General features: G+C 41.8%; 32 protein-coding genes and 2 pseudogenes. 4 read left to right on the top strand and 30 right to left on the bottom strand.

The genetic code is table 11. The features are described from left to right. The first annotated feature begins 67 nt into the window (after positions 1 to 67). Positions 68 to 784: a hypothetical protein gene (locus tag KQI22_RS06245; RefSeq protein ID WP_216551252.1), complete on the top strand. Its 717-nt coding sequence runs from the start codon at positions 68 to 70 to the stop codon at positions 782 to 784. Positions 785 to 824: 40 nt separating this feature from the next. On the opposite strand, the gene KQI22_RS06240 is transcribed toward KQI22_RS06245, so the two are convergent. Next, positions 825 to 1,664: a DegV family protein gene (locus tag KQI22_RS06240; protein ID WP_216551251.1), complete on the bottom strand. Its 840-nt coding sequence runs from the start codon at positions 1,662 to 1,664 to the stop codon at positions 825 to 827. 186 nt (positions 1,665 to 1,850) lie between these two features. On the opposite strand from KQI22_RS06240, the gene KQI22_RS06235 reads away from it, so the two are divergent. Then, entirely contained in the window at positions 1,851 to 2,342 is a 492-nt protein-coding gene (locus KQI22_RS06235; protein ID WP_216551250.1) for a DUF5721 family protein, read from the top strand. A gap of 13 nt (positions 2,343 to 2,355) precedes the next feature. Here the strand turns inward: KQI22_RS06235 and KQI22_RS06230 are convergent, their stop codons facing one another. The 5 genes from KQI22_RS06230 to KQI22_RS06210 all read right to left on the bottom strand — a co-directional run bounded on the left by KQI22_RS06230 (position 2,356) and on the right by KQI22_RS06210 (position 7,202). After that, positions 2,356 to 2,712, bottom strand: a complete 357-nt coding sequence (locus tag KQI22_RS06230) for a SpoVA/SpoVAEb family sporulation membrane protein (protein ID WP_216551249.1) — start codon at positions 2,710 to 2,712, stop codon at positions 2,356 to 2,358. A gap of 214 nt (positions 2,713 to 2,926) precedes the next feature. Next, a complete protein-coding gene (locus KQI22_RS06225) occupies positions 2,927 to 3,304 on the bottom strand; it encodes a RidA family protein (RefSeq protein ID WP_216551248.1) in 378 nt (125 codons plus the stop codon). Positions 3,305 to 3,374: 70 nt separating this feature from the next. Next, positions 3,375 to 3,608 carry a hypothetical protein gene (locus KQI22_RS06220; protein WP_022003599.1) on the bottom strand — a complete coding sequence of 78 codons (234 nt, stop codon included), beginning with the start codon at positions 3,606 to 3,608 and terminating at the stop codon, positions 3,375 to 3,377. Next, entirely contained in the window at positions 3,589 to 5,706 is a 2,118-nt protein-coding gene (locus KQI22_RS06215) for an HD domain-containing phosphohydrolase (RefSeq protein WP_216551247.1), read from the bottom strand. Before KQI22_RS06215 ends, KQI22_RS06220 begins: the two co-directional genes overlap by 20 nt. A gap of 29 nt (positions 5,707 to 5,735) precedes the next feature. Further along, positions 5,736 to 7,202, bottom strand: a complete 1,467-nt coding sequence (locus KQI22_RS06210) for a methyl-accepting chemotaxis protein (RefSeq protein WP_216551246.1) — start codon at positions 7,200 to 7,202, stop codon at positions 5,736 to 5,738. A gap of 232 nt (positions 7,203 to 7,434) precedes the next feature. On the opposite strand from KQI22_RS06210, the gene KQI22_RS06205 reads away from it, so the two are divergent. Continuing rightward, complete coding sequence (locus tag KQI22_RS06205; protein ID WP_216551245.1) at positions 7,435 to 7,644, top strand: DUF378 domain-containing protein; 210 nt, start codon at positions 7,435 to 7,437, stop codon at positions 7,642 to 7,644. A 104-nt stretch (positions 7,645 to 7,748) separates the two neighbouring features. Here the strand turns inward: KQI22_RS06205 and KQI22_RS06200 are convergent, their stop codons facing one another. From KQI22_RS06200 to KQI22_RS14030, 21 genes and pseudogenes are all read right to left on the bottom strand, one after another. Then, on the bottom strand, positions 7,749 to 8,774 hold the full coding sequence (locus tag KQI22_RS06200; RefSeq protein ID WP_216551244.1) for a stage V sporulation protein AD: 1,026 nt from the start codon (positions 8,772 to 8,774) through the stop codon (positions 7,749 to 7,751). 55 nt (positions 8,775 to 8,829) lie between these two features. Next, entirely contained in the window at positions 8,830 to 9,249 is a 420-nt protein-coding gene (locus tag KQI22_RS06195) for a SpoVA/SpoVAEb family sporulation membrane protein (RefSeq protein ID WP_253293544.1), read from the bottom strand. Positions 9,250 to 9,522: 273 nt separating this feature from the next. Then, entirely contained in the window at positions 9,523 to 10,014 is a 492-nt protein-coding gene (locus KQI22_RS06190) for a stage V sporulation protein AB (RefSeq protein ID WP_216551243.1), read from the bottom strand. Next, on the bottom strand, positions 10,001 to 10,645 hold the full coding sequence (locus KQI22_RS06185; protein WP_216551242.1) for a stage V sporulation protein AA: 645 nt from the start codon (positions 10,643 to 10,645) through the stop codon (positions 10,001 to 10,003). The genes KQI22_RS06190 and KQI22_RS06185 overlap by 14 nt, the downstream gene beginning before the upstream one ends. Before the next feature lie 139 nt (positions 10,646 to 10,784). Next, positions 10,785 to 11,648: a putative manganese transporter gene (locus KQI22_RS06180; RefSeq protein ID WP_305854759.1), complete on the bottom strand. Its 864-nt coding sequence runs from the start codon at positions 11,646 to 11,648 to the stop codon at positions 10,785 to 10,787. 133 nt (positions 11,649 to 11,781) lie between these two features. Continuing rightward, positions 11,782 to 12,267 carry a low molecular weight protein-tyrosine-phosphatase gene (locus tag KQI22_RS06175; protein WP_216551241.1) on the bottom strand — a complete coding sequence of 162 codons (486 nt, stop codon included), beginning with the start codon at positions 12,265 to 12,267 and terminating at the stop codon, positions 11,782 to 11,784. A gap of 232 nt (positions 12,268 to 12,499) precedes the next feature. Further along, positions 12,500 to 13,699: a site-specific integrase gene (locus KQI22_RS06170; protein ID WP_117918736.1), complete on the bottom strand. Its 1,200-nt coding sequence runs from the start codon at positions 13,697 to 13,699 to the stop codon at positions 12,500 to 12,502. Positions 13,700 to 13,780: 81 nt separating this feature from the next. Next, the gene (locus KQI22_RS06165; protein WP_015517010.1) at positions 13,781 to 14,008 is read right to left on the bottom strand and encodes an excisionase; all 228 of its coding nucleotides are present in this window, start codon (positions 14,006 to 14,008) and stop codon (positions 13,781 to 13,783) included. Then, the gene (locus tag KQI22_RS06160) at positions 14,001 to 14,366 is read right to left on the bottom strand and encodes a type II toxin-antitoxin system PemK/MazF family toxin (protein WP_118488595.1); all 366 of its coding nucleotides are present in this window, start codon (positions 14,364 to 14,366) and stop codon (positions 14,001 to 14,003) included. The genes KQI22_RS06165 and KQI22_RS06160 overlap by 8 nt, the downstream gene beginning before the upstream one ends. Before the next feature lie 251 nt (positions 14,367 to 14,617). After that, positions 14,618 to 14,788, bottom strand: a complete 171-nt coding sequence (locus tag KQI22_RS06155; protein ID WP_004614788.1) for a cysteine-rich KTR domain-containing protein — start codon at positions 14,786 to 14,788, stop codon at positions 14,618 to 14,620. 54 nt (positions 14,789 to 14,842) lie between these two features. Further along, positions 14,843 to 16,762: a tetracycline resistance ribosomal protection protein Tet(O) gene (gene tet(O), locus KQI22_RS06150; protein ID WP_117477955.1), complete on the bottom strand. Its 1,920-nt coding sequence runs from the start codon at positions 16,760 to 16,762 to the stop codon at positions 14,843 to 14,845. 366 nt (positions 16,763 to 17,128) lie between these two features. Beyond that, positions 17,129 to 17,503 (bottom strand): TnpV protein, encoded by a 375-nt coding sequence (locus KQI22_RS06145; protein WP_001129922.1) that lies wholly within the window; start codon positions 17,501 to 17,503, stop codon positions 17,129 to 17,131. A gap of 54 nt (positions 17,504 to 17,557) precedes the next feature. Next, a pseudogene (locus KQI22_RS06140) lies at positions 17,558 to 17,800 on the bottom strand (macro domain-containing protein); the annotation flags it as partial. Continuing rightward, positions 17,801 to 18,142 carry an arsenate reductase family protein gene (locus tag KQI22_RS06135; protein WP_118489340.1) on the bottom strand — a complete coding sequence of 114 codons (342 nt, stop codon included), beginning with the start codon at positions 18,140 to 18,142 and terminating at the stop codon, positions 17,801 to 17,803. It lies immediately after the preceding pseudogene. A 1-nt stretch (position 18,143) separates the two neighbouring features. After that, complete coding sequence (locus tag KQI22_RS06130) at positions 18,144 to 18,362, bottom strand: aspartate dehydrogenase (protein ID WP_118489339.1); 219 nt, start codon at positions 18,360 to 18,362, stop codon at positions 18,144 to 18,146. Further along, positions 18,349 to 18,822, bottom strand: coding sequence for a YaiI/YqxD family protein (locus KQI22_RS06125; RefSeq protein WP_118489338.1), 474 nt, complete (start codon positions 18,820 to 18,822; stop codon positions 18,349 to 18,351). Before KQI22_RS06125 ends, KQI22_RS06130 begins: the two co-directional genes overlap by 14 nt. A 20-nt stretch (positions 18,823 to 18,842) precedes the next feature. After that, positions 18,843 to 19,214, bottom strand: a complete 372-nt coding sequence (locus KQI22_RS06120) for a VOC family protein (protein WP_118489337.1) — start codon at positions 19,212 to 19,214, stop codon at positions 18,843 to 18,845. Further along, positions 19,211 to 19,591 carry a DUF4186 domain-containing protein gene (locus KQI22_RS06115; RefSeq protein ID WP_118489336.1) on the bottom strand — a complete coding sequence of 127 codons (381 nt, stop codon included), beginning with the start codon at positions 19,589 to 19,591 and terminating at the stop codon, positions 19,211 to 19,213. Before KQI22_RS06115 ends, KQI22_RS06120 begins: the two co-directional genes overlap by 4 nt. A 4-nt stretch (positions 19,592 to 19,595) precedes the next feature. Beyond that, positions 19,596 to 20,282 (bottom strand): PAS domain-containing protein, encoded by a 687-nt coding sequence (locus tag KQI22_RS06110; RefSeq protein ID WP_118489335.1) that lies wholly within the window; start codon positions 20,280 to 20,282, stop codon positions 19,596 to 19,598. Positions 20,283 to 20,417: 135 nt separating this feature from the next. Further along, positions 20,418 to 20,627, bottom strand: coding sequence for a hypothetical protein (locus KQI22_RS06105; protein ID WP_330623280.1), 210 nt, complete (start codon positions 20,625 to 20,627; stop codon positions 20,418 to 20,420). A 38-nt stretch (positions 20,628 to 20,665) separates the two neighbouring features. After that, positions 20,666 to 21,727: pseudogene (locus KQI22_RS14030) on the bottom strand (SpaA isopeptide-forming pilin-related protein); the annotation flags it as partial. 745 nt (positions 21,728 to 22,472) lie between these two features. Between KQI22_RS14030 and KQI22_RS06090 the strand changes: the two are divergent. Continuing rightward, positions 22,473 to 22,976, top strand: a complete 504-nt coding sequence (locus KQI22_RS06090) for a helix-turn-helix domain-containing protein (RefSeq protein ID WP_118489406.1) — start codon at positions 22,473 to 22,475, stop codon at positions 22,974 to 22,976. Between the two features lie 641 nt (positions 22,977 to 23,617). Here KQI22_RS06090 and KQI22_RS06085 read toward each other — a convergent pair. The 3 genes from KQI22_RS06085 to KQI22_RS06075 form a co-directional block, all read right to left on the bottom strand. Continuing rightward, the gene (locus tag KQI22_RS06085) at positions 23,618 to 24,616 is read right to left on the bottom strand and encodes a PDDEXK nuclease domain-containing protein (protein WP_216551239.1); all 999 of its coding nucleotides are present in this window, start codon (positions 24,614 to 24,616) and stop codon (positions 23,618 to 23,620) included. A 64-nt stretch (positions 24,617 to 24,680) separates the two neighbouring features. After that, complete coding sequence (locus KQI22_RS06080; RefSeq protein ID WP_216551238.1) at positions 24,681 to 25,541, bottom strand: nucleotidyl transferase AbiEii/AbiGii toxin family protein; 861 nt, start codon at positions 25,539 to 25,541, stop codon at positions 24,681 to 24,683. Then, the gene (locus tag KQI22_RS06075; protein ID WP_216551237.1) at positions 25,538 to 26,131 is read right to left on the bottom strand and encodes a type IV toxin-antitoxin system AbiEi family antitoxin domain-containing protein; all 594 of its coding nucleotides are present in this window, start codon (positions 26,129 to 26,131) and stop codon (positions 25,538 to 25,540) included. The genes KQI22_RS06080 and KQI22_RS06075 overlap by 4 nt, the downstream gene beginning before the upstream one ends. Positions 26,132 to 26,140 lie beyond the last annotated feature (9 nt).

Raw genomic sequence — 26,140 nt, 5'->3', positions numbered from 1 at the left:
ATTCGCCAATACGATGAGGCTGCATAATGCTTTGCTAGGCAAAGCATTACATTTAGGAGGGTTACATATGCATATTGCAGTTTTAGCGGACAATGTTGCAGACCGCAAGCAGACGGAACGTCTTTTAGACCGTGCCAACAGCGCGCTTGCGCCTGAGATCGGAACACTTTATGTGGATTCCTTCGGAGATGAATCATCCTTTCTGCCCGTCTGCATGAAATATGACCTTTTCCTTTTGGATATCGATCATGACATGGCACATTGCATGGAGATCGTTGCCAAACTGCAGGAGCTTTCTGCGCCCGGTATGATCGTAGTCTGCAAAGACACTGCAGAACCGTATCTCCGTGAAACTGCTATCCAGCATCTCTATACGCTCGATAAACCCATCCTGACCGCACCTCTTCACAAGCTGCTGCGTGATATGCAGCAGGAAATCGAATCAAAGAAACAAAATCTGACGCTGATCGAGATTCGTGATATCGAACATACCCATTTCGTATCCAAAGACGACATTATTTATGCCCAGTGCTTTGAAAAGGAGCACAGGGTTCATTATGTATTTGATCATCAGGACGCCATTGATATCATCGGCAATATGGATGATATTTACCGTTGTCTGGGCGATCACGCAGAGTTCCAGATGTTCGGCAAAGACTACGTCGTCAATCAGAATCATATCCGCAGCCATACAAAAAAGAGCATCCAGCTCTCAAACGGTGAGACGCTGACCTACTCTTCTCTTCAAAATCTTCCTTTGCTCGGAAAACTGTTATTCTCTTAGTTTATTTTAGGATCTGCTTCCCTGTGTACTGTTATGTCCTTTAAACAGTCACAATGATCCCTCCGTCATTGGCATACATACTGCTGACGCCTGCTGTATCCATGATCAGGATCTTTCGGAAATTTGCCTTTTTACAGATGATCTCCTTAAACTTTTCTGCTCTGTCCGGGCAGTTGCAATGTGTGATCATCAGTGTCTTTTTCTGAAGCTCTGTTTTATCTCCCAGAACAATATCCGCCATCTTGGCAAGTGCTTTTTTCATACCGATCGCCTGACCGCGCTGCACAATATTTCCATCATCCGTGGAGCCCATGACTGGTTTTACCGCAAGCGTAGATGCTACAAAAGCCTTTACCTTGGAAAGTCTGCCGTTCTTTCTGAGTGTATCCAGATTGTCCAGTACAAAATATGTGGTCAGCTCATCTCTGAACTGCTCGGCAAGCGGTACGATCTCCTCAAAGGATTTTCCTTCTTCTGCCAGAGAAGCGATATAAAAGGCGATCTGTGTTTCCCCACAGGAAGCGGAGCAGGAATCAAATACATGGATCTTTTTATCCGGCTCTTTTTCCAGATACATGCTTCTTGCCAGATAAGCACTGTTATAGCTGCCACTCAGATTCCCGGACAGTGTTATGACATAGATCTCTTCCGCTTCACAGTCAAATGCCTGCATATAACGCTCCGGTGACGGACAGGCAGACTTCGGACAGGTCGGACAGGCTGCTACCTTCTGCAGAAATGTCTTCTGGTCAAAAGTCTCATCATCCCACATTCTTTCTTCCCCCACCTGTAATTCCAGTGGTACGATCTCATATCTGTTATCCGTTTTTAATTGCTCCGGTAATTCTCCGCAACTATCCAGCACGATTTTGTAGCTCATCATTTTCCTCCGATTGCCATGTAGTTTTCATTACTACATAATATAGCACATATTACGTTATTTGCAAAGACCTAATATCACATTTGCCCGTTTTCTTAACGCAATAAAATTTTTGACCATCACAATATTTTATATTACAATACTAATGAAATATTCGTTTTGGAGTCAAATCAGAAAGGATTTTTTATGATCGCATTACAGATTCAAGATAAAAAAAAGATGCTGCAGGTGCTTTTGGAAAGCACATCCTTTGATACGTTTCCGATGCAGGAAGTATCCGTGATCCGGGATAGTTCTCTCTTTTTAGAAGGCAGGATCCATCCGGAATACCAAGCGCAGCAGGATCCTGTGCAGACGGAGGGTGCGGACTTTGTTCCGTGGCACAGTGTCAGAATGCTTCTGGCATCCTACATCGGCAAAGACTTTCCGCTTTCCTTTAAGTTTGTTCTGCAAGCACCTGCTGCCTATACACAGAACCTGCTTAAAAATGCAGCCTTTACCGGTGATCCGTCTACTGTCAAGGGACTGATTCTGACCTTCCGCTACGAGCAGGAGCACCTGACATGCCTTACCGGTATTTCCCTGACTACCTTTTCCATGGACAAGTCCATTGAAACGCTCTGGGATCAGGGCATCAAAAAAGCGCTCGCCAATATGCAGATCGGTTTTGAAGAATGATGCAGCAACTGCATCATTTTTTGATCTTGGAATGAAATACAAGGCTTGCCAGATAACTTAAGATCAGTGCTGCGCTGCAGCCGACCGCGCCTGCTTTAAAGCCGCCCATGAAAATACCGAGAAATCCATATTCATCAACCGCTTCTTTCACGCCTTTCATCAGCACATTGCCGAAGCCCAGAAGTGGCACACTCGCTCCTGCGCCCGCGTATTCCGCAAATGGCTCATAAATACCGAAAAAGCTCAGTATAGCACCGAGACAGACGATCAGCACCATGATCCTGCCCGGCATCAGCTTTGTTTTTTCCAACAGGATCTGCGCAAGTGCACAGATCAGTCCCCCTACCCAGAATGCATTGATATATGACATAAGATACCTCCTTTTTCATGCATCATAGATGCAAGACATTAATAAAGAATGTGTCTCGACACATTCTTGCGCCGAGCGCGGTCGCTTGCGACATATTTCTTCTTCGCGCGAGTGCGCATCCTTGCGGAGCATTTTCATGTGATAGGAACTCCTATCACATGAAAAAAGATGAGACATTTCTGTCTCATCTTTAGGATTTCCATAAATGCATGGATTATTCGCCAAGGTATGCGATCACTTCTACCTCACATAACACATTCTTTGGCAATGTCTTGACTGCTACACAGCTTCTTGCCGGTTTTGAAGTAAAGTATTTTGCATAAATTTCATTAAATGCACCAAAATCTCCCATATCAGCGAGGAAGCAGCTTGTCTTTACGACTTTGCTGTAATCAACGCCTGCTGCTGCGAGGAGGTTTCCGATATTTTTCATAACCTGCTCTGTCTGTGCTTCGATCGTTGCTTCTGCGATCTCACCTGTCTCCGGAATGATCGCGATCTGTCCGGATGCAAAGAAGAAATCTCCTGCGACGATGCCCTGTGAATATGGTCCGATTGCTGCCGGTGCTTTTTCTGTACTGATAACTTTCATGTCACTCTTCCTTTCCTACTGCAAAATTTATGTGTGATAAGCACTGTGGTGCTTATACGTGCTGCGTCTGTTACGGCTCTATAAAACTGACAACTACATAGAAACCGCGTTCATTTTCCTCTATGGATACGACAGTTCCTTCTTTTGTTTTCAGCCGTTCCCTGAATGGGATATTGGCTGACATTGCCAGCGAAGGATCGATCGTGTAATAGTAACTGCTCGGCAGAACGCCTTCTGTCACAGTCACCTTCTGTCCGGTTTCAAGCAGTCCCGGACGCTCCATTTTAAACTCCAGTTCTCTCATCTGTATCTGCCTCCGTATAAGATGCTGCCAGTGCTTCCATTTCCTGCTGCGGCAGATCTTCACGCTCCAGCATCTTTGTAAATACTTCCACGACATGTGGATCAAACTGCGTACCGGAACATCTGCGCAGTTCGGCGATCGCGTCTTTTTCCGGCATTGCTTTGTGATACGGTCTGTCATTGACCATAACATCGTGGGAATCCACCGCTGAGATCACGCGCGCGATCAGTGGGATCTCTTCTCCCTTCAGACCGTTTGGATAACCGGTTCCGTCCCACTTTTCATGATGGCACAAAATACCGTCCGCAATATCGCCAAGCTCCGGTGAGCTTTTCGCAATACGATAACCTTTTACCGTATGCTGTTCTATGATCGCACGCTCTTCCGGCGTCAGTTTTCCTTTTTTCTTAATAATATCCTGCGGGATCGCTACCTTACCGATATCATGCAGTGCTGCCAAAAGCTCCAGCTTACCGATCTCTGCATCAGGCAGTCCCATTTCTTTGCCGAGGCGTGCTGCCATCTTTCTTGTACGCTCTACATGTTCCTCTGTCTGGTAATCACTTTCACAAAGCGTCTGTTTCAGTGAATTGACGATCGAACTGCTGGCGGATTTTTCTTTCAGCATCTTCTTATTCATCATATTCGATCTGGCATCCTGCATCAGCTTCTCCACAGAAGTATCTGCATCTTCCTTTGTTGCAATACCATATTCGATCGTAACAGGCATCTTATCATAGAAATCCATGATCTCTGCCTTGATTGCCTCCATGATATCCCCTGCGTCCAGATTGTTTGTCTGCTCCAGAACCACAACCAGATCACCATTATCGAGCTTTGCACAGAACGTATCTTTTCCGACTCTTCTGCGGATATAACGGGCGATCTGGCGCATAACGCCATCTCCGTAAACCGTTCCATACGCCTCATTCATGGCACGCAGGCCGTCTACATTACAAACAGCAAAGGAAACCGGGAAAAATTCCGGATTTCTCCACTGTGGGATCTGTGTATAAAAGCTCTCTTTATTGTAAAATCCCGTCACGGCATCAAACAGCATGGAATTTTCCAATTCAAAATACGTCTGTCTGCTTGCCGTCACATCATGGAACACAAACAGCTTACCGATCAGCTTGCCCTTGCTGTCCTTCATACAGCAGAACTGACACTGGTATGTCTTTGGCTTGCCGTTTTCAACCGTCTGCCAGTCAAATTCCTGATTGATGTCTGTTCCGTTCATTCCCATGAATTTCTGCTTCTGCATAAATTCTTCTATCGTCAGGGAACCATTTTTAAATTCCATGCCCGGCATCAGCTCGTCCAGTCCCGCACTATGGTCTGCCAGTCTGCCTTCGTAGTCAAATAAAATGATCGGATCCTTCAGATATTCCAGGATCATGTTACGTGTGATCGTCAGCGTAACGGACGGCAGATAATTGAACGTGTAGAAATAAAGCAGAAAACCGACAAATACATACAGCAGGATCGTCGGATCCATATCAAACGGAATAATGCCTGCCAGATATACGAAATTGATCACAACCGCCAGCAGCATACCAATGATCGGACCATAATACCGCTTTCTGTACACGCGCGGCGTTTCCCCGCATTTCAGGGATAACAGAATGATCGTTGCTGCGATCATCATCATATCAAATGCCGTATGGATGTGAAATGGGATCTGCGGTACATAGGTCAGGATATAACCGTCGCCAAATGATTCATGCATATAGGAAACTGCCACCTGATCAAACGGATTGATCATCATAAAGATACCGTCAATAAAAATATACGCACCAAACGCGATCTTGATCCATTTCGGCGTACGGTTTTCCCAGCCTACAAATGCCATGGCATAATCATAGTAGAAAAACAGCATCAGATCCATGAGCGTAAAGGTCAGAGAACAACCGATCGATTTGATGATCAGATAGCCCGATGTCAGATTGAGCGTGTAAGTACCGATCATCAGGAAATTCATCAGCATGGCAATGCCAAGCTTTTTGGCACTCTCTGTTCCTTTTCGATATGATTTTAATACAAGTATTGCTACAACCAGCGCAAATATGTAATAAATGGCAACAATGATCTCTTCCACCTGAACTCCCCACCTCTTTTATCCACTCTTTACTGTTTCAACGCACTTGCTCTGTCCTGTAAGAATGCTGCGATCTTTCCGGTCTCTTCCACAATCTGTGCATTCTTTTCACTGCTCTCATAAGTTTCATTGGAATGTGCGGAAACTTCTTCCGTAATTGCTGAAATATTCTGCACGCTTTCCACGATAGAATGATTTGCCTCTGTCAGGCTGCTGATCGCAGATGCCATCTGGCTGACCTGCTGCTCGATCTGCGTTGTGTCCTTCTCAATCTGTCCAAAGCTCTGCACCGTTTCCTGTGCTACGGTATATTGCTGCTTTGTACCATCTGCAAAGGATCTGACAGCTTCGCTGACATCCTGCAGTTTATCTGTGATGTCACTGATCAGTGCATCGATATTCTTGGTTGCTTCCTGTGTCTGGCTTGCCAGTGTGGAGATCTCGGAAGCCACAACCGCAAAGCCGCGTCCTGCTTCGCCTGCTCTTGCCGCCTCAATGCTGGCATTTAAAGATAACAGCCCTGTCTGATCCGCAACGGAATTGATCAGCTCTGTGATAGACTGCATCTGCTTTGTATACTCATCCAGTTCATCCAGTCTCTGCAGGGCACGTCCGCCTGCCTGTTCAAGCTGTTCTACCTGTTTTTCCAGATTTTCCATATTATCCGCACCTTTTCCGACTGCGGATTTTGTTTTGGCAACACTGTTTCCGATCATCGTACTTGTCTGGGAAACTTCTTCAATCCTGCTCTGGATCTTTTCTGTCATGATAAGCTGGGACTGAATGGACTCTGCTGTTTCATTACTGCCCTGTCTGACCTCATCCATGGCTCCACAGGTCTGTACAACAGATTCCCCAAGCTGCTGCATCTTTTCATTCAGGCTGCCAATGCCTTCTGTCATTTCTGTGGAAACGGAAAGCACCTGTGCAAGCAGATCTGTTGCATGCTGCTTTTCCTGATCCAGAAGGGACATCTTCTCTTTGGAAATGATCATGCCTGTCTTGGATACTACGATATTGAAGTAACCGCAGATCATCATTAACAGGATCTGGATCTCTGTTGTCACGATATAGTCGTTTGTTGTTCCTGCTGTCGCAATATGGTAAATAACTGTCAGGATATTTACAATGTTATAAGAAATTGCCATCGTCAGGGCAAATTTCCGGTCTTCAAAAATATTACATACAACCAGCACAAGGATCGCATAAGTAAATACCAGTGCATTGTTGGCTGTCAGCATCAGAAAAGCCTGTGGGATCAGAAAACCGAAGCCATACAGATAACGGACTGCTTTTGTATTTTTATTTTTCAGATAAACAAGTATCGTTGCGATCGCCGGGAGCCACAAGAGCAGACATACCAGCACAATATAGCCGGCTGACCGATTTCCTTTCACTACCTCGATCAGGTAGGCGATCGTGATGACCGCGATCTCTATCAAATAGCACCGGAGTGCACCGGCATTTTTCTTTTTATTTTCTGTTTGGTTTTCCATGTTTGGCTCCTTTATAGGCTGTTTGTGTTTTTCGGGATGGCATACTCGCAAACCCGCAACTACGTTGCTCTATCGCCTGCTTCGCAGGCAGTTTGCTCGTTAACGACCACTGAAAAACAAATAGTTGCTTCGCAACTGCTTGTTTTTCTATGTGCTCATTATATTATATCATAAATCCACCCGTATAGAAAGCGCGTTTTGGGAAAGACTATAGAAAAAGGAGGTGCTATCCATGAAAGCTTTAGACTATATTGCTTTAACGCTTGTCATTATCGGTGCAGTCAACTGGGGACTGATCGGCTTTTTCGACTGGAACCTTGTTGCAGCACTCTTTGGCAGCATGAGCTGGTTATCCCGTATCATCTATGCAATCGTTGGTCTTTGCGGTCTCTACTTAATTTCCATGTATATGAAGATCGGAACCGTAGACGATGCAGCATAATATATTGCTGGATGAAAACGGACTTTTTGTATCTGCAAAAAAGAAGAGCTTGCGCTCTTCTTTTTTCATGCGGTTCTATATCTTTCAGCCTTTTATGCACGATCTTATACGTGTTCCAGCACCAGACCGTGCGAAATGCCCGGAACGGAATTGCCTTCGTTAAAGCTCGTCTTGCTCAAAAGTGCTCCCGTCGGTGCAAACAATACCCGTTTCCACTCCCCGCTCTGCAGCTTTGGCAGAATATAAGAAGCCAGTGTTACCGCACTGCAGCCACAGCCGGAGCCGCCGGATCCCACATCCTGCTCATTTGTGTCAAACAACGTCGTTCCGCAGTCCATATGATTGCCCGCAATGTCAACATCCTTCTCCCGCAAAAGATCGATCAGCGCCTGACTTCCCACTTCGCCCAGATCTCCTGTGATGATCCGGTCGTAATCTTCCGGCTTCCGGTCAAAATCCTGCAGATGCTGCCAGATCAGATCCGCCGCCGCAGGTGCCATGGCACATCCCATGTTCATGCTGTCTTTGACACCCATGTCCACGACTTTTCCGGTCGTGATCCCTGTGATCTGTGCCATTGGATCACTTACATCGGTTGCCAGCAGAAAAGCGCCGCTTCCCGTTACTGTCCAGGTAGAAGATTTTGGTCTTTGTCCGCCATATTCCAAGGGGAAACGGAACTCTTTTTCTGCACTTGCAAAATGACTGGACGTCACACAGACAACCTGCGTGGCAAACCCACCCCCAATCGTCATTGCACCAAGGCTCAGGCTTTCCCCACAGGTCGAGCAGGCACCGTACACACCGAAATACGGAATCTCATAGGAAGCCAGTCCAAAGGAGCTTGCCATGGACTGTCCGAGCAGATCTCCCGCAAACAGATAACGGATCTCCTTCTCTGAAACTTCTGTCTTTTTCAGCAGGATCGCTACCGCTTCTTTCTGCAGCTTACATTCCGCTGCTTCCCAGCTATCCGTTCCAAACTGGTCGTCTGTCAGCACATGATCGATGCAGTTCCCCAGCGGTCCCTGACCTTCTTTTGTTCCGGCGATCGACGCCCCATTCACAATATAAACAGGCATTGGCAGCTTCACACTGCTCTCGCCCATTTCAAAAATCGCTTTTTTCATCCTACACCTTCCTTTTTCTCTGTCTTTCCTCTATGCCATTTCTGCAACGCATTTTTTATACCCAGCCAAGCAGCTTCCCAATCCAGTAGAAGAAGCCCAGAACCCCACTTGTAAAGACACCGTATAAAATGACTGGTCCTGCAATGGAAAAGATCTTAACCCCAATTCCGTAAACCTGACCTTCTGCCTTATATTCAATGGCAGGTGCTGCCACGGAATTGGCAAATCCTGTGATCGGAACAAGTGCTCCTGCACCGCCCCACGCAGCAATTACCTGATACACACTAAAGCCCGTCAGCAAAACGCTGAGCAGGATCAACAAAAGGGAACACCAGCTACCTGCGATGTCCTTCTCCATACCAAGTGACTGACAATAATTTAAGATCACCTGCCCGATGATGCAGATCACGCCGCCTGTCAGAAAGGCTTTCAGCATCTGCAAAGCCAGATTTTTCTCCGGCGTGATCTCCTTCATATACTCCTGATATGCCTGCTTTTCCTGTTCCTTTTTTTCATCTGCCGTTTTTTCCGGATAAGCACTGCCTTCCGCTTCCTCCGCTGTTGTGCCGTTCGTATCTGCTTCCAGCTTCCGGTTTTCCTGCATGCCCGCAGCCGTATACACATTTCTGATCTGTGAATTATGATCCATTGTTTTCTCTCCTTTCCTGCTCTTCTGCTTATTTTTACATCTGTTTTCCATCTGTATTTTCCTGTTTTGTGATCTTGTTCCTTTGTAGTATGTGCGCTTCTAGGCAGTTTCAAACAATGCGTGAAAATAATAATACAAAGAACCTGCCAGCTTGCCTGCTGCCAGAGCCAAAAGTGCGATCCCGATTCCTCTTTTCATGGAAAACCGTCTCGCCATAATAGGCAGTGCATCCGCTATCTCAGCAATGGATAGCGCCAGACAACCAACATAATTTCCCGTGAAGAATCCGTATAAGATCAAAATGCAGTATTGCAAAATTGTCAAAAATAAGCCAAGGCTAACTTTTCCATATGCGATACTGTTCTGTACCGGTGCAGCTATAGCATCATAATACACGGTTGTAATTAGTCCTGCCAAAGTGCCCAGAATCAGCATATTTTCATACAGCAGAATATGATTTGCACTGTCAGTCCGCTCCGCAAACCGCGGGATCAGCCCGACTGCCGTAAATACCGTAAAAACACCGCCTGCCACAACACCGCCGCCTGCCAGTCCAAACAGAACGAGCAAAACTTCCTTAATCCACGTCAATCGTTTTCTCCTCCCGTCCCCAGGCAGAAGTCATCGCTTCTGTCAGATCCTTTTCGTAACTGCGCATAGATACTTCAATCGGTGTCGGATCCTGTGTGATCCGCCGTTTTCCGATATGATTGTAAAAAAGGATAATGCCAACCATTAGCCCGATGGAATAAGCCAGCTCCAGCATCGTACAGCCGGAGGATTTCTCCCCCATGACAAGCTCATATAGCTGCCTGAACAGATCTGTAATGGAAATATCATTGTGAAATGCCATGATGGAAAACGCACCGCCCGCAAAACATAAAAGTGCCACAAAGACAATTTTAAGTGCCTGCCAGATCCTGTGCCACTTCGGTGCTTTTTCTTCCTGCACCCATTCCACCAGACAATCCGTTTCTCCCAGCAGATGTACACAACAGTCCGGGCAAGCCTTTTCGATGCATTCCAGTACATAAAGTGCTCCGATCACTTCCCGCTGCTTTCCCCGGCTCTTTTTCTTTTGCCGTAACTGATAGACAAACACTTCTTTCAGTCTTGCTTTTAATGCATCTTTCCGGGTATAAATTTGTGCCACATCGTCCACGCGGACAATCTCTGCTTTCACCTGCACACTTTCCTTCAGTACCACATAGACATCTGTCACCTTTTCTGCCTTCTTTCCATTCCATAGATACTTTAGTTTGTGCAGATAGCTGTGACTGTATACTTGAAATCACAGATGTATGACAGCAAAAAGCGCGATGCAAAAATGCATCGCGCTATCTTTTTCTTTATTTTCTTTCTTAAAAACTAATACCAAGTGCTTTTACAAGACATCCTACCAAAAATCCGATCGCCCACAAAAGTCCGATCACCTTCACATTTTCTAACGGACGCTTATTGACACGCAGCAGGATCAAAATACCAACACCTGCACCGACCAGAAGCCCTGCCAGAAGTGCTCCTTCCCCCAGCATTCCGCCAAGATAAAGCTGTGTCAGTGCGACAGAAACCGCACAGTTTGGGATCAGTCCCAGCAGTGATGCAAGCAGGATCACGCCATAGGATTCCCCGATCGTCACATATTCAATACCTGCCTGCCCGATATATGCCATAAAATAATTGATCACAAATGTGATAATGATGATAAATAACAGGATCTGCAGACTGTGACGGAGCGCTGACCGAAGCACGCCCTCTTCACAGTGACAATGCTCATGTTCACAAAGCTCATGAATGTGATAGTCTTTATCTTTGTCTTTCTTGAGCCAGTGTGCGATCGTATCAATCAAAATACCTGCCACAATACCTGTAATGAGCTTTGCTCCCAAAATGGACAGAATCACATGCACCGGTACTTTTTCTGAAATCAGGATCGGAAGCATTTCATCCGATGTTGATAAATAAACCGCGATCAGCGTACCCATCGAAATGACCCGGCCTGCAAACAAATTGGAAGCTGCCGCTGAAAATCCACATTGTGGGAACAGTCCCGTTACCGCGCCGATCACCGGTCCCAGCTTTCCTGACTTTTTCAGCCATGCCACTGACTTATCGCCTGCATGATGCTCCAAAAGCTCCATCGCAATATAAGTCAGCAGTAAAAACGGAAATAACTTTGCTGCATCGAGCAAAGTATCCAAAATCACATCTATTAACATTTCCATACAATATTACTCCATTCAATACCCGGCACAATCGCCATACGAAGCAATAATAGCATAAAGTATTCCTTTTGAACAGATGGTATATTGGCAGATTTTAAGCCAATTTTGCCCTGTTTTATGTCAGATTTTACCATTAGACATCCCACAGCTTCTGCTGCAGCTCTCCGATCAGATAGGAAACGCCTTTGTCGATCTGGTCATAGGTCAGCCCAAATTTCCCGCTGTACCATGGATCCGCAATATCGCCCGGCTCATCCGTAAAATCCAGCAGCCGGTATACTTTATGATCCGGGTCGGAGCCCAGAATCCGCATCATATTACGGATATTCATCTGTTCCATACCGATCAGATAGTCGTATTTCTCATAATCTTCCTTCACAAGCTGCACTGCCCGCTTTTGCCCACAGCTAATGCCATGCTTCGCAAGCTCAGCCCGCGCCGGTGGATACACCGGATTGCCTACGCCATCCCAGATCTCCTCCGAACTCGTTGCGGCAGAAGCCACATAAAACTCTTCTTCCAGCCCCAACTTGCGGAGCTGCTCCTTCATAATAAATTCTGCCATTGGTGAACGGCAGATGTTGCCGTGGCAAATAAATAAAATCTTGATTTTTCTCATATTTCCAGTATTTTCGGGCTTTTCAAGCCTTTTTACCTTTCTTCATTTTTCACTTATTCTGGCATATTTTGGCATATCTTTGCATATTTTTGTCATCAATTTTGGTAAAAACTTTGGTAAATTTCAAGTCTGTACCAAAGGCAAATCTGCCATTGGGTATCGACAGGTAAGAAATTGGGGATTAAGATAAATACTGGCATTCAGCCATTTTTCTCTCATTTTCATCAGGTCATTATGAATTGATTGCTTTTTGAAAATCTTCCTGTGCATCCTGAAATTTAACATGAGTATAGGTATTCATCGTAACACTGATATCCGAGTGTCCCATAATATATTGAAGCATCTTCGGATTCATTCCCGACTTAGCCATATTAGAACAAAATGTATGACGACACACATGCGGTGTGATTGGCGGCATCTGAACCTTATATATGCTATTGTACTTTTCCCGAATATGCTGGAAATACTTTTCCCAATGTAATGCCACCATAGGCATATCATTCTTATCAAGGAATAAAAATCCTGTCATTCCATCAACCATCGGTTCAACTTTGGGATTGACCCTGTCCTTAAGTATTCTCTTGAAACAAGCCACCACCTCATCAGACATTGGAACATATCTCTCGCCACTTTCTGTCTTAGGCTTTTCAATGATATACTGCATCTGACTTGTTCTCTGTAATTGATGATTTACCCGTATTCTTTTGTTTTTAAAATCCAAATCTGATTTTGTAAGTCCACAGAACTCTGATATACGAAGTCCTGTGTTAAAGAGGATAAATATTGCATCATAGTACTTGCAAAAATGCGCATCCTCTTTTATGAATCTTAGAAATTCCCGCTCCTGCTTTCTTGTGACAGCTTCTCTTCTCACACTATCATTCACAATCACATTGACTAATTCAAATCCAAATGGATTTTTGCGAATCAAGTCATCTTCTTCCGCCATCTGAAATGCCGGTCTTAATACACCACGGATAGTATGAATTGAACTATAACCTTTTCCATCTACCCTCTGAAGCTTGATCAACCAGGCTTTCGCATCCGATAATTTCACTTTGTCGATTCTTTTTTTGCCAAAATCATCTTTTTTCAGCAGATTAATTACCGTCTTATAACCAGCATAAGTACTCTGTCTGACCCCTATTTTAAGGCTCACATATTTCTCCACTAATTCAAGAACTGTAAGCCCTCCACCTCCTGGAACAAGTCCATTAAACATATCCTGTTCCAGCTGTTTTTCCTTTTCTCTTAAAGAAAGCTCCATTTTCTTTCCTTTAGGTATTGGATCATTATGGTCCAAACGCCAACTATATAAATTTCCTTCATTTCCATGAATATCTACATATCTAAAACGATAACGTCCATCTGCTCTCTGGTACTCTCCTTCGTGAAGAATTCTATTGCGATTATCTCGTCTTTTCTCACTCATAGCTTTGTCTCCTTTCAAAAAAGAGAGCCCTAGCATGGTTATTGTACCACATTTGTGCCCCCTTTTCTACTACTTTACATATTAAATTGCAGTTGACTCTGCCAGAAATTGCTCAAATTGCTCTTTCTTAAATAAAACTTTGTTTCCTACTAACAGATAAAACTCCCCATTTGGATGGATATCTACAATTTGTCTAAGCCTCTTTTCACCAATGTGATAAAACTGTGCCGCTTCAGTTACAGAAAGCAAATATCGCTTCCATATAGGAATATCTATACTCTGATTCTCTAATTCATTTTCATCATCCATCATATTCTCCAATCTGCAGCTGCCTGATCAACATCGCATCAACCCTCTTTATTGCATCTGTGCTGACAATCATCCCGGCAGTCTGTATTATCTGTTCCTCATTAATTGTGACCAGCTGCTCCGGTAAAAACATTGTTGTATGTCTTAAAAATCCTCTAATTTCTGAAGGCTCAATATTGAAATGTACTGGAATATAATCCTTTTTCAACTTAGTTGTCCCCGGAACAACTGTGTATACAGGTGATTTTCCGTTTGCTTTGTCGCAGCTTATTACAATACATGGTCTCCTTCCAGCTTGTATATGCCTGAGTCCACTTTTTAATTCAGCCCACACAATCATATTTCTCTTTATCTTCACTGCAGATCACCTCTCTTTGGTGGAATATACAAGTCAACCTTGCTTCGTATGAGCAGATAGATAACTGCCCGAAAAAAGGACATAAAAAAATCCCTCCAAATTTAAAAACAAATTCAGAGGGTAATTTAGGGTATAACAAAATAACCCACCCGAATATCGTTTTTTTTATTTGGTGAGTTTGTTCTTTCAAATACGAAACAAAAAGAGCCGATGATTCGTGAATTGTTCCACAATTTCATCGGCTCTGCGTCTTAAGCGTCTGGCTCTTTGATGACAGTTATCTTCAAGTTGTCAACTTTAATCAATCTTTCTTGTCTGCATTTTGGACAATAAAGGGGATAATTCTCCAAAACAGTGTCCTTCCTAATTTTATTACGGGTTTTGCTCCCACAAACAGGACACAATATCCATTCGCATTTCATCATAATTAGTCTCTAATCCTTTCAAATCTCATTTTATATGACTTTTGCAAGCTGTTAAGCTAACTTGTGGAACATATGCCGAACCTTATCTATACGGCTATTCGGGCGGCGGGGTTGGCAAATAAATTTACCAATAGCTGGCTGGTATCCTTTTAACTCTGTCAAGCAGACTCCCTGCCCATTTGTGAAATAAGTTAAATCGTTCCTGTATTCTTGAATACATCTAGCAGGGATTTCTCCTTTCAGAATGACCTCGTCATTCTTTATCTGAGTACTTACAATATCTGCACAATACCTTGGAGCATCATGATACGCCCGTGAGAGATATTCCTGCGGTGCATAAATTTCAAAGTGGAGATATGGCTCTAATAGTTCTGTCCCTGCTTTTTTTAAAGCCTGCTCCAATACGATAGGGGAAAGCAGCCGAAAGTCTGCGGGGGTACTTACAGGACTATAATACAATCCATATTCAAAACAGATTTTACAGTCTGTCACTTTCCATCCATACAGCCCCTGCTCGCAGCCATAAAGAACCCCCTCCATAACCGCATTTTGGAACGATTGATTTAAATATCCAAGTGAAACTCTGCTTTCATACTGCACTCCGCTTCCAATAGGGAGCGGCTCTATGGACAACCCGACAGAAGCCCAGAAAGGATTTGGCGGGACTTCTATGTGGATGGTATATTCTGCTTTTCTAAGCGGTCTTTCCATATATATAACAGTAGGCTCTTTTATTTCTGCCTCCACATGATATTTTTCCTCAAGGATGGCACAAATGACTTCCATCTGCACATTCCCCAAAAAAGAAAGTATAATCTCATGCGTTGTAGTATCCACATAATATTTTAAAAGAGGGTCGCCATCTGAAATTTCTGTAAGTGCCCCAAGCAATATTTCCCGCTGTTCAGGTTTCTTTACTGCAATCGTTGTTTGGAGCATAGGGAGAGGATTTTCAATAAATTTTCTCTGCGGCAACAGCATTTCGTTCCCCAAAATACTGTTTAGCTGCAAAACATCATTTGGTAAAATTACAATATCACCAGAGCAGGCTGTATCGGATGGATATAATTCACCGTTTGTCGGAACACACATCTCTGTGATTTTTATTTTCTCTTTTTCAGATATTCTAATAACATCCCTCAAATGCAATGTTCCGCTATATATACGCACATAAACAAAACGCCGCCTTTTCTCTGAATATTCAATCTTAAAAACCTGCCCGCATAATTCAGATTGACCTTCAGGCGTTGATGAATAAAATTTACTGGCAATCACTTCTATAAGCTGCCGAATCCCCAGATTGTTTTTAGCGCTTCCGTGATAAACGGGAAATAACGTTCCGTTTTGGAATCTCCTGTTTTCTTCCTGTTCCAGTTCTGACATTTTAAACGGTTTCCCTGACATATATTTCTCTAATAGTTCATCGTTTCCCATAATTACCGCATCCCACTGTTCCATATCGTCATTGTCCGTTACATTTATATGGGGATGCTGCCCAACCTTTTGCTTCACTATAATTTCCGAAGAAAGCTTTGCTTTCATTTCCCGATATACCATTGGCAAATCAATCCCCTCTTGGTCAATTTTATTGATGAAAAAGATTGTCGGAATCTTCATTGTCTGTAGTGCATGAAACAGTATACGGGTCTGTGCCTGTATGCCATCCTTTGCAGAAACTAATAATACTGCTCCGTCTAATACGGATAAAGAACGGTATACTTCCGCCAAAAAATCCATATGGCCTGGCGTATCTATAATGTTGACTTTTACATCCTCCCACTGAAAAGATGTCACTGCTGTCTGGATAGTGATTCCCCTTTGACGCTCCAAATTCATTGTATCTGTCCTTGTTGTGCCTTCATCTACGCTCCCTAGTTCTGCAATTGCACCACTGGTATACAATAAACTTTCCGTTAATGTTGTCTTTCCTGCGTCAACGTGAGCCAGAATGCCTAAGTTAATTATTTTCATGTGATTTTCCTCCTATCAACACCCAAAAAAGGGCATAAAAATACCCAGTGATAAATACTCCTATCACTGGGTAAATAACTCCAATAGCCCCAAAACACTTATATGTTTTCGGGCATATAAAATTACATGATAAAAGTATTCTTAAACTGGGTACAAAAAACTAAGCCCCATATTAAAAGTGAAACGGGACTGCTACTTTTTGTTCCCACTATCAAATTGACAGTTTATTTAAGAATACCTTGCCGCATATTTATTAACTCCTTGTATAATACTGAATCTAATTATATTCCTTAACCCTTTATTTGTCAAGCTGACAAACTAAAGCAGAAAAAGCGGCAGGATTTCCCCCTGCCACTAATCATCTGTTTATGCAAAAATAATTTCCTTTTCCACAATCTCCCTCGCACAAGCCCTTATGTTATTGAGGCATCCTGTCCATTCTAAGGCGTTTTCTGCCTTTAGCTGTTCCGTTATGCCCTGTGCCTGTTTCATACCCTCTATGAGCCTTTCAAAGCGTTCCTGTGCCTGTCTGTTGATGTCGGCAAGGTAGGCGTTTAGCCTGCCGCTTGTAAGAAGATTGGTGTATGTAACTTTACGGTACTGTTTTAGATAATCTAAATGCCGTTGCCCCCAGATGCCTATTGCCTGTTCTTCTTCGGCGGGTACAGTTAAGCACGGTATCAAATAATCCCCTTGCCTTTCGTATTTGCCGCCCAGTTCCTCAAATAATGATTTTGCCATTGTCTGTTACCTCCACATTCTTTTTTATTTTGAATGTCCGCAAAATCCGTCCTACATCGGTCCTACAGTATGTATCACATAATCACATGGCAGATTATAGGCTTTTGTTATCTTTGCTTCTCCAGTCTCACATCCGTGAAGTGTCCTGCACTCCGCCAGAAGCTCCGGTCCTGCTGCTCTGTGAATTGCACCATCTACACCACCTCCGCCAAGAAGAGAGTTGTTTGCTGCATTCACAATTGCCTGCACATCTGTTACTTTTGTTATATCTCCCATTAAAGTCTTAATTAAGTACATTTAGTTCCATCCTTTCCAAATATCCGGCTGATAACCAAGTGTTGATTGCTTTCCGTTTCTTACTACTGGTATTTTAATTACTTGTGGATTCTCAAGTACCTTTTCGAGCTTATCTTCATCTGCGATATACTTAATAAGAGCAAGTAAATCCTTGTCCTTGCCATCCCAGTTAACCATATTTTCTAATCCACCATTTGCCTGAGCTACCGAATTAAATTCTCCTTTGCTCATACCTTTTTCTTTCATATCAATGAACTGATACTTTATGCCCCGCTCCTTGAAAAAACGCTCCGCCTTCTTAGTATCATTGCATTTCTTCGTTCCAAATATCTGTATATTCATATCAGTATTCCTTCTCTATCTCTCCATCTATTCCATACATTTTCTTGAATACATCAAGATCTGCTTGATTCTTAATCAACATAACCTCTTCTATCTTCCCTGTATGAAGGTCCTTAAAGCCTGCAACCTGCTCACCATTACAAATGCTCGCCTTGATTACTGGTTTCTTATTTCCCTTATCATATGTCTTTGTAACTGTCTTTTTCTTAAATATTCCCACTCTGAGCACCTTCTTTTGATCTTGCCATCAGTATAAGTTTTTCAAAGGACTGTGCAAAGCGTACGTCATCTTCTTCTGTACGCTTTCTCGGTCCTTTCATATGATTCTTGTGAGAGCTGCGTCTTGCCTTCTTGTTAAGATGCCGCTCCATAAGCATCTGATCTATGTTCTCATTCGTATACCACTTGCCGGATTGGTGAATAGCATATGCACCCTTCCCAAGTGCCATAGCAGCGACGCCATAATCCTGCGATACTACCACATCCCCTTTATGGCAAATGCTGATCAGTTTATAATCTACTGCATCTGCTCCTGCACCTACTACAATCACCTCGCTGTAATCAGAATACAAAATATGATTCGTATCACATAACAAGGTGGCTGAAATGTTGTATTTCTCTGCTATTGTCTCTACAATGTCCACTACTGGACACGCATCTGCATCTACAAATATCTGCATTTTCCTCAAATCCACTTTCTTCAGTTGTAATTAACTGGTGTGCGTACTTCTATAAGATTTCCTGACGGATCATAGAATCTTACAAGTTTCTGTCCACCTTCAAGTTCCGTTAATTCCGTAACATAACTTACAACATACTTGCCAGACTCCAGTTTTTCAATAATACCTTCTATATCATTATCTTCAAAATAAAGTTCCGTCATATTGTTATGTGGAGTTGTATGTATTTTTGTACTATCATACCATACATCTACATCCTGCAACACAAGCCCCTCAGACATTATCACATTACCTTCCATCCTTGTAATCACACGCAATCCAAACAATTCTTCATAAAAATCAATTGATTCGTCAATGTTATCAACAATAATCAATACATTTTTTAAACTCATGATTTATGTTCCTGCCTCCCCATTTCTTTTTGAATCCATGTCATAATTACATCTACAAGATAATCCTGCTGCACCTGACTCAATTCCTTGCCGGGTTGCATTTTATGCCACTTTCGGATGCACTCCCTGCAGCATGTTGCTGTTGCGTGCTGAGCAATAAATACTGGATGTCCACGCATAGGTGTCTGCTTGCCATCATTTGCTATATATGCCGGAGCTTCTCTCTTTGCTATAAAATCCTTTGCATGTTGTCTTATTGTATCAAGACCTTTTTCATTTATGTAATCAATATCTTTCTGCTTCAGATGGAAACTGCTTCTGAACTTGGAATTATCCAGTCGCTCAAATAACTGCCTGTACCATTCATCCTTAGTCATATCATCACCACAAATCGTATAGTTTCATAGTTTCTACATTTCGATATTCATGTTTCTCATAATATCCTATCAGCTTACCCTCATCTCTGAGTGCCACCATGTAAACATCTTTATTCTGTTTCTCATTATGAAAAGTATAGACGATATTATGGCTTTCATTTGCTGCAAACCATTCCACTACCTGCTGTATTTTATCTCTGGATTCCGGATTATGACAATCTAACAGACTTCTTCCAATAAGTTTATCGCCACCTCGCTTTGCATAGCTGATAACAGCTGCCGGATTCATGTAGATAATCTCATGCTTGAGATTGCATATAACAACGGATGCCCTGTCCTGATCAACAATGCTCTTATAAAAACTGACATAGGATTTAAACTTAATCACCTTTTCATTATCTAGCCTCTTTTGAAGTTGTGGCTTCTTTCTTCGATAATAATCGTATATCTCTCCATCAGGTATCCAGATTTGTGCCTCATTTATCTTATCAAGTACAGCTTCAACAATCTGTTCATCTGCCAGTAAATCAGGTGCTTTATCATGCTCTGTAACATATCTTTTGTATTCATCAAACACCCAGCCTGTAATCTTATCCTTCTGTTTCATCTTGAGATTACTAAATGTTTTATTCATCTGAAAAAGCTGACCATCTACCTTTTTATGTATTTTTGTCTTTTTACTTTTTGTCAAATTTCTCCCACCTTTATGTAATTAACAACTTTTGCTAGTATAGCACATGTTTCGCACTTATCTTTTCACATTATAACATCTATCATATTTATCCGCATTAAAAAAGGACGCAGAATCTCTCCCACGTCCTCACATCTATCTGGCTTTATCTTCTCTTACCTTCGATACTTCCTTATGTGCCGCTTCCTGCTTCACCTCATCCACACCTCTAGCCTCAAATGCATCTGCATTATACTGATACTCTTGCGGTTCAGCGACCATTGGTGAATATACAATCTCTGCTTCCACTCGCTCAGTTTCTGCCCTCTCCGGCTCTGTCTGTTCCTGCTCCTTCACATTCTCCATATGCTCTTCCTTATCAAGCTGCACATTCATAGCCAGATTGCTGTGTAATTCTGCAACAGATCGACTACATTCTGCGTGATACCGGTACAAAGACCTCCCTGCTTTCTTACCTTCTTCCAGAGCTGCTGCAAGTATTTTGCAGAATACTCGGAATTAAGCAGGACATGGAACTCATCAATATAGAGCCATGTTGCCTTGCCTCTCTTGCCATTCTCAACAATCCTGTTCTGAATGGATTCCATCATAACAAGCATTGTGATAGGACTAAGTTCTGTACCCAAGTCCCTGATGCCATATACTGTAAATCTGTTATCCACATCCACATTTGTCTGGTGATTGAAGATGTTAAGTGAACCATTTACGAAAAGCTCTAGTGACAATGCAATGTCCTTTGCCTCGTCCTCCGGCTGCGCCATAAGGATATCGTAGAAATCACTCATTACAGGGATATACTTCTCTTTACTCCTTGCAATGTCGATATAGAGCTTTCTCACACAGCGGTCGATGATTGACTTCTGTCTTGAATTTAAACTGTCACCGATGCACTGCTCACAAAGTCCAAGCATAAACTCGCCCTTTTCTCTTACCATTCCCTTTGAATCATTCGGATCAAGGCTCCATACATCCATCTCCAGCGGATTCACATAGTTATCCGTGTAGGTAGACATATTTACTACAGTTCCGCCATAAGTCTCGGCAATATCAAAGTATTCGTTCATTGGATCTATGACGATTATCTCATCATCGGATAATACTACCTGTCCGTCAGTTCCTGTTGTAAGGCTTTCTGCCACAACATCGCCTGCACTATATACCTTTGTACCATCTGCCTTATAGATATCTGCTCCGGCAGTCACTTTGAATGTTGCTCCCTGAAGCTTCTTTTTCTCATAAGTGAAATTGCTTCCGTTCCAAGAGCTTAACACTTCACCCTCTTTATAGATTGTGATTGCTCCAAGCTGTTCCTTATCAGTTGCAGAGATTCCCGTTGTCTGTCCTGCTTTTACATTAAGTGTATGAACCTTACCGGAAAGGACATATCCCTTTGGTGCGGTAATCTCTTTTACATAATAAGTGCCTGCAACAAGTGCAGCTGCTTTCTCATTTCTGGCTACAATCTTTCGGTAACGCTTTTTCAAATAAGAAACATCATATAAATCCTGCTTGATTTCATTCATGGCATTTTGCTTCATTATCGCTGTATTCAGTGAATTAATGTAGCTGACGAACTTTTCCTCAGTGCTTATATCCACACCTTTAAAAGTTAATTCCATTCACTACTTACCTGCTTTCTACACGGCTCATGCCATGTAGGTGTGCTTTTTTCCCATTTGCCTGCACACATAGGAATTACAGATAAGCCGCATCTGCGTTTACGACGCATTAAGTTAAATTAAATAATGCTATCCTCTCTACCGCCTTTTCGAGAGCCAGGAAGTTCCCTTTGAACACCTTCATAGTTTATTATCCTTCCGCAACAGTATTGACTACCCTTACTCGCTCCACTTTCATTTCTCAATCCTTCAGCACTCTTCGCAAGTATATTTGATTTCCATCAGGTATCTGAACCGGAATTATCACTATATCTGTAATTGTTATTCAATTGTATGAGCTGCTTTGCAACTCGCAGGATTATGATATAGCAAAATTTTGAATCCTTGAACTTCGCCAAAAGAAGTATTTTCAACATATCTATTCTTTTTATGTTAGTCCTCATTTGTGGTCTGTTCGTATTTTTATTATATAGTCCACATTTGTGGTTGTCAATATATTTTCAAAATAATGTACCACTTTTGTGAACTCTGTGTTAAAATATTCATATCAATTTGTTTGAGGTGATTATTAATGGATAATAGACATTCAATTGGAAGTAAAATTCAAAAATATAGAAAATTAAAAGATATGACACAGGACGAATTATCAAAACAGTCCGGTATTTATTTATCTACCATAAAGAAATATGAAAGCGGTGAACGAAATCCAAAACCAGATCAGCTTCAAAAAATAGCAGAAGCTCTTGGCATTAGCGTAACTGTATTTCTTGATTACGATATTAATACTGTTAGTGATGTTCTTTCTTTAGTTATGAAGCTTAACGAACAATCCCCATTGAAAATATCTGCTGATAAGGATAAAGATGGCAACTACATCCCCAGCAGCATACACATGATATTTGAAGATTCACAAATAAATGAAGCTATTTGTTCTTATCTAAATTGTAAACAACAGATGGATTTAATTGCCTATGAGGATAATGATAAAGCTGTGATTGAACAGCAAAAAGAATTTTATGATGATAAGATTAACAGATTGCTTTTATTTAACGAATGTATTAAAAAAATCCGCTAAATTGCGGATTTTTCTTTGCTAGGACTCTATTATAATACTTCTCTTTACATATCCTGAGTAGTTTATCCTCTACTCAAATAGCTTTGGTAAATCGTTGGTAAAAATCTACTGTAACATCCCTAAAACACTGTAAAATCAAGTATTTTTAATCAAGGTTAGTATGTTGCCGTGGCAGATGAATAGGATTTTTATCATAGTTTTGTTTCTCCTTAATTTGTCCAGAAATACCCTGTCTTGCAAGGGTTTCTGGAAATTTTGTGAAATGCTCTGAAATTACAGATTGTGGTGAATTAGAGTAGAACCTTGCAAGTTGTTACTACCTGTTAGTAGTAAAATTGGTAGTAAAATGGAAAGGGTTACTACTAAGCCATTTTTAACACACCACAAGTTACTTCAGAAATTTGCTTTGAAGAAATCTCATACGAAATAGTATCTGGATCATTCCTAAATACTAACACTGAAGGAAGTGCCATTTTAGTATTATGTTTCAAATAGTCCATATGAATCACCAGAATATCTTCATCGTCTTACATGATAGCTTCTTATAAGTCGAACTTATCGGAAGTTGTATCTAAAAAATATTACTCTGATATAAAGCCAACAAGCTTCCGGTATCCTGATTTTAAATTTTGATGCTAAATTTATTTAATTCGTTTTTGAATATCCTCAACAGATGGCAGTTGCTTTTCCAGATCATCTGGCAGACTGCTGGTTATTTTGTATTCGCTTACACCAATCGGCTTTGAAATATCCTTGAGCGAATATTCTGCAACCACATTATTCTTGCTTTTGCACAGAAGCAAACCAATGGACGGATTGTCCTGCTCTTTTTTCAAAATACCGTCCACAGCTGACAGATAAAAGTTTAACTGACCTGCATATTCAGGCTTGAAGTCACCGGTTTTCAATTCAACAACCACATAACAGCGAAGATTCAGGTTATAAAATAGCAAATCAATATAAAAATCATCACCACCTACATTCAGGTGATATTGATTACCCAAAAATGCAAATCCCGTTCCAAGCTCCAGAAGAAGCTTTGTAACATCCCGAACCAGAGCCTGCTCAATATCCCGTTCAAGCATATCTTCCCTGAAAGGAATAAAATCAAAGACATACGGATCTTTCATGGTCTGCACCGCAAGCTCGCTTTGAGGAGACGGTAGACGGTTCTCAAAATTTGTAACCTTATCTGCCAGAACCTGCCGCTGATACAAGTTGCTTTCTATCTGATGGACAAGAACATTTCGAGACCATCCGTTCTTTACAGTTGCATTTGCATACCAGATATGTTCTTCCGCAGTTTTAACCTTATCCATCAAAGCAATATTATGATACCATGTAATTTGTGCAAGCACCTCTTGCACAATTTTTCTATCAGAAAAACGAGCGGCAAACTTTGCCATATACTTCAGGTTTCGGACGGAATACCCCTTTCTCTCTGGAAAAGCTATCTGAATATCATAAGAAAGATTATCAATAAATTTATTTCCCCAAGTTTTGTATTCGTTAATAACCATTCCAATATCATAATAGAGAAGTAGCAAATCCGTATTTGCATGAATCGTTGCACGGTATTGTGCATCTTTGATTTCTTGCTTGATGTTTTCAATAACAGAAAGATACTCCTGTGTATTCATCAGCACATTCATCGCCTCGCTTTCACATAATTCTTATCGTTGATTTTTTCCCTTATTAGTCATTTTAATATTCTTCACTCACTTTTGTCACGTATATTTCATCCATCAACTCTACCACCACATCACAAGCATCTTCAAATGCAATGTCTGTTGCATACTCAAAATCTTTCTGATAGTTCTTCCACTGCTTCCGCATTACTTCACTATTCTTAACTATATCCATAGTGCTACGATACTCCTTAATAACTGTTGCGGATCCTCTCTTCTCTGTAGTGGCGTTTAGTGCAGCTTTCAGCGCATCCGGCTCTATATTTGCATATTGCAGTTTTGCAAGTATGTAGATATCATAGTAATCTCTTGGTCTAGTATTCTGGTCACCTCTGGATATAACCGTTTCCAATTTTTCTGCCATAATTGTTTCCAGATTATACGCAAACACCGAAATACTTCTATCCTCCAAGAGAAGTTTAAATTGATACTCTATCTCTTTGGGTGTAATCTTGTCTCCTGTCGTAATATCCAATTTCAACGGAACAGCCATTGGCGGATAATTTGCCGACAAAGAAACCCGATATCCAGTATATACATCACCCTCTCGAATCTCTCCGATGCTACGGAAACTAAAGGTCACATCATCCTCCAATTCTATTTTGCAAATTTCTTCAAACATTTTCCAAACAGTCTGTTCATTGACAGGCAATCCTTTTATGGTTGCATCCATATCCATCGTTGCTCTGGTATCAAGTCCCACCATTGCTGCTATTAGGAAGCCACCTTTCAAAATAAAATTATGCCGATATTTTGAAATGGATATTCGTTCCAGCAATCTCTCCAACATAAAATTCTGCATCACTAATTGTGCAGATATATATTTTTCCTTTGCAAGATTTTTAATAATCGCTTTTAGCTGCATCGCATTTTTCATAACAGCACCTCCAGATATGCTCTGAGCCTCTGCTCTACCTTCAACTTTTTTGCATACTCTGACAAGGCAGGAATATTTTTTCCCATTTTAGTTGTATACCTCTTATAAGCCTCCGTCACTACCTGAATATCTACATGACTACATGAGCGCAAAATATCACAAAGCGTACGCTCCACACTATATGCCCTTACAGTATTTTTTCCCGGCGTAAGCACTTCTACCACACCCAAATCATACCATTCTTCCTTGCATTGCACGCATCGGATGTTTTCTTCCTTAGGCTTTGTCAAATTATAATTCGCCGGAAACGTCATGTGATATCTGTTCGGAGTTCTATCCGTTAAATCCCAAAGGAATAACGCTGTTTCATGAGAATAGATTCCTCGTTTAAAACGACTCTGCAAATTAAAAATTTCATCATCCCACATCCCCGGCAAAATATAAACACCTCTTGCCGACTTTTCAATCATGCCTTTGTCAACAAGGTATTTGATATTTCCACGAGAAATCCCTGCTGCAACCACCATTGCAGTAGTAACTGTGCCATTATTCTCTTTTGCCATCTTGATAATTTCTTCAGTTGCTCCCACAAGAGTTTC

It is taken from the genome of Kineothrix sp. MSJ-39, assembly GCF_018917935.1.
GTDB lineage: Bacteria > Bacillota > Clostridia > Lachnospirales > Lachnospiraceae > CAG-194.
Note: the sequence above shows the minus strand (reverse complement) of the source record. Positions and strands in the feature narration are given on the sequence as shown.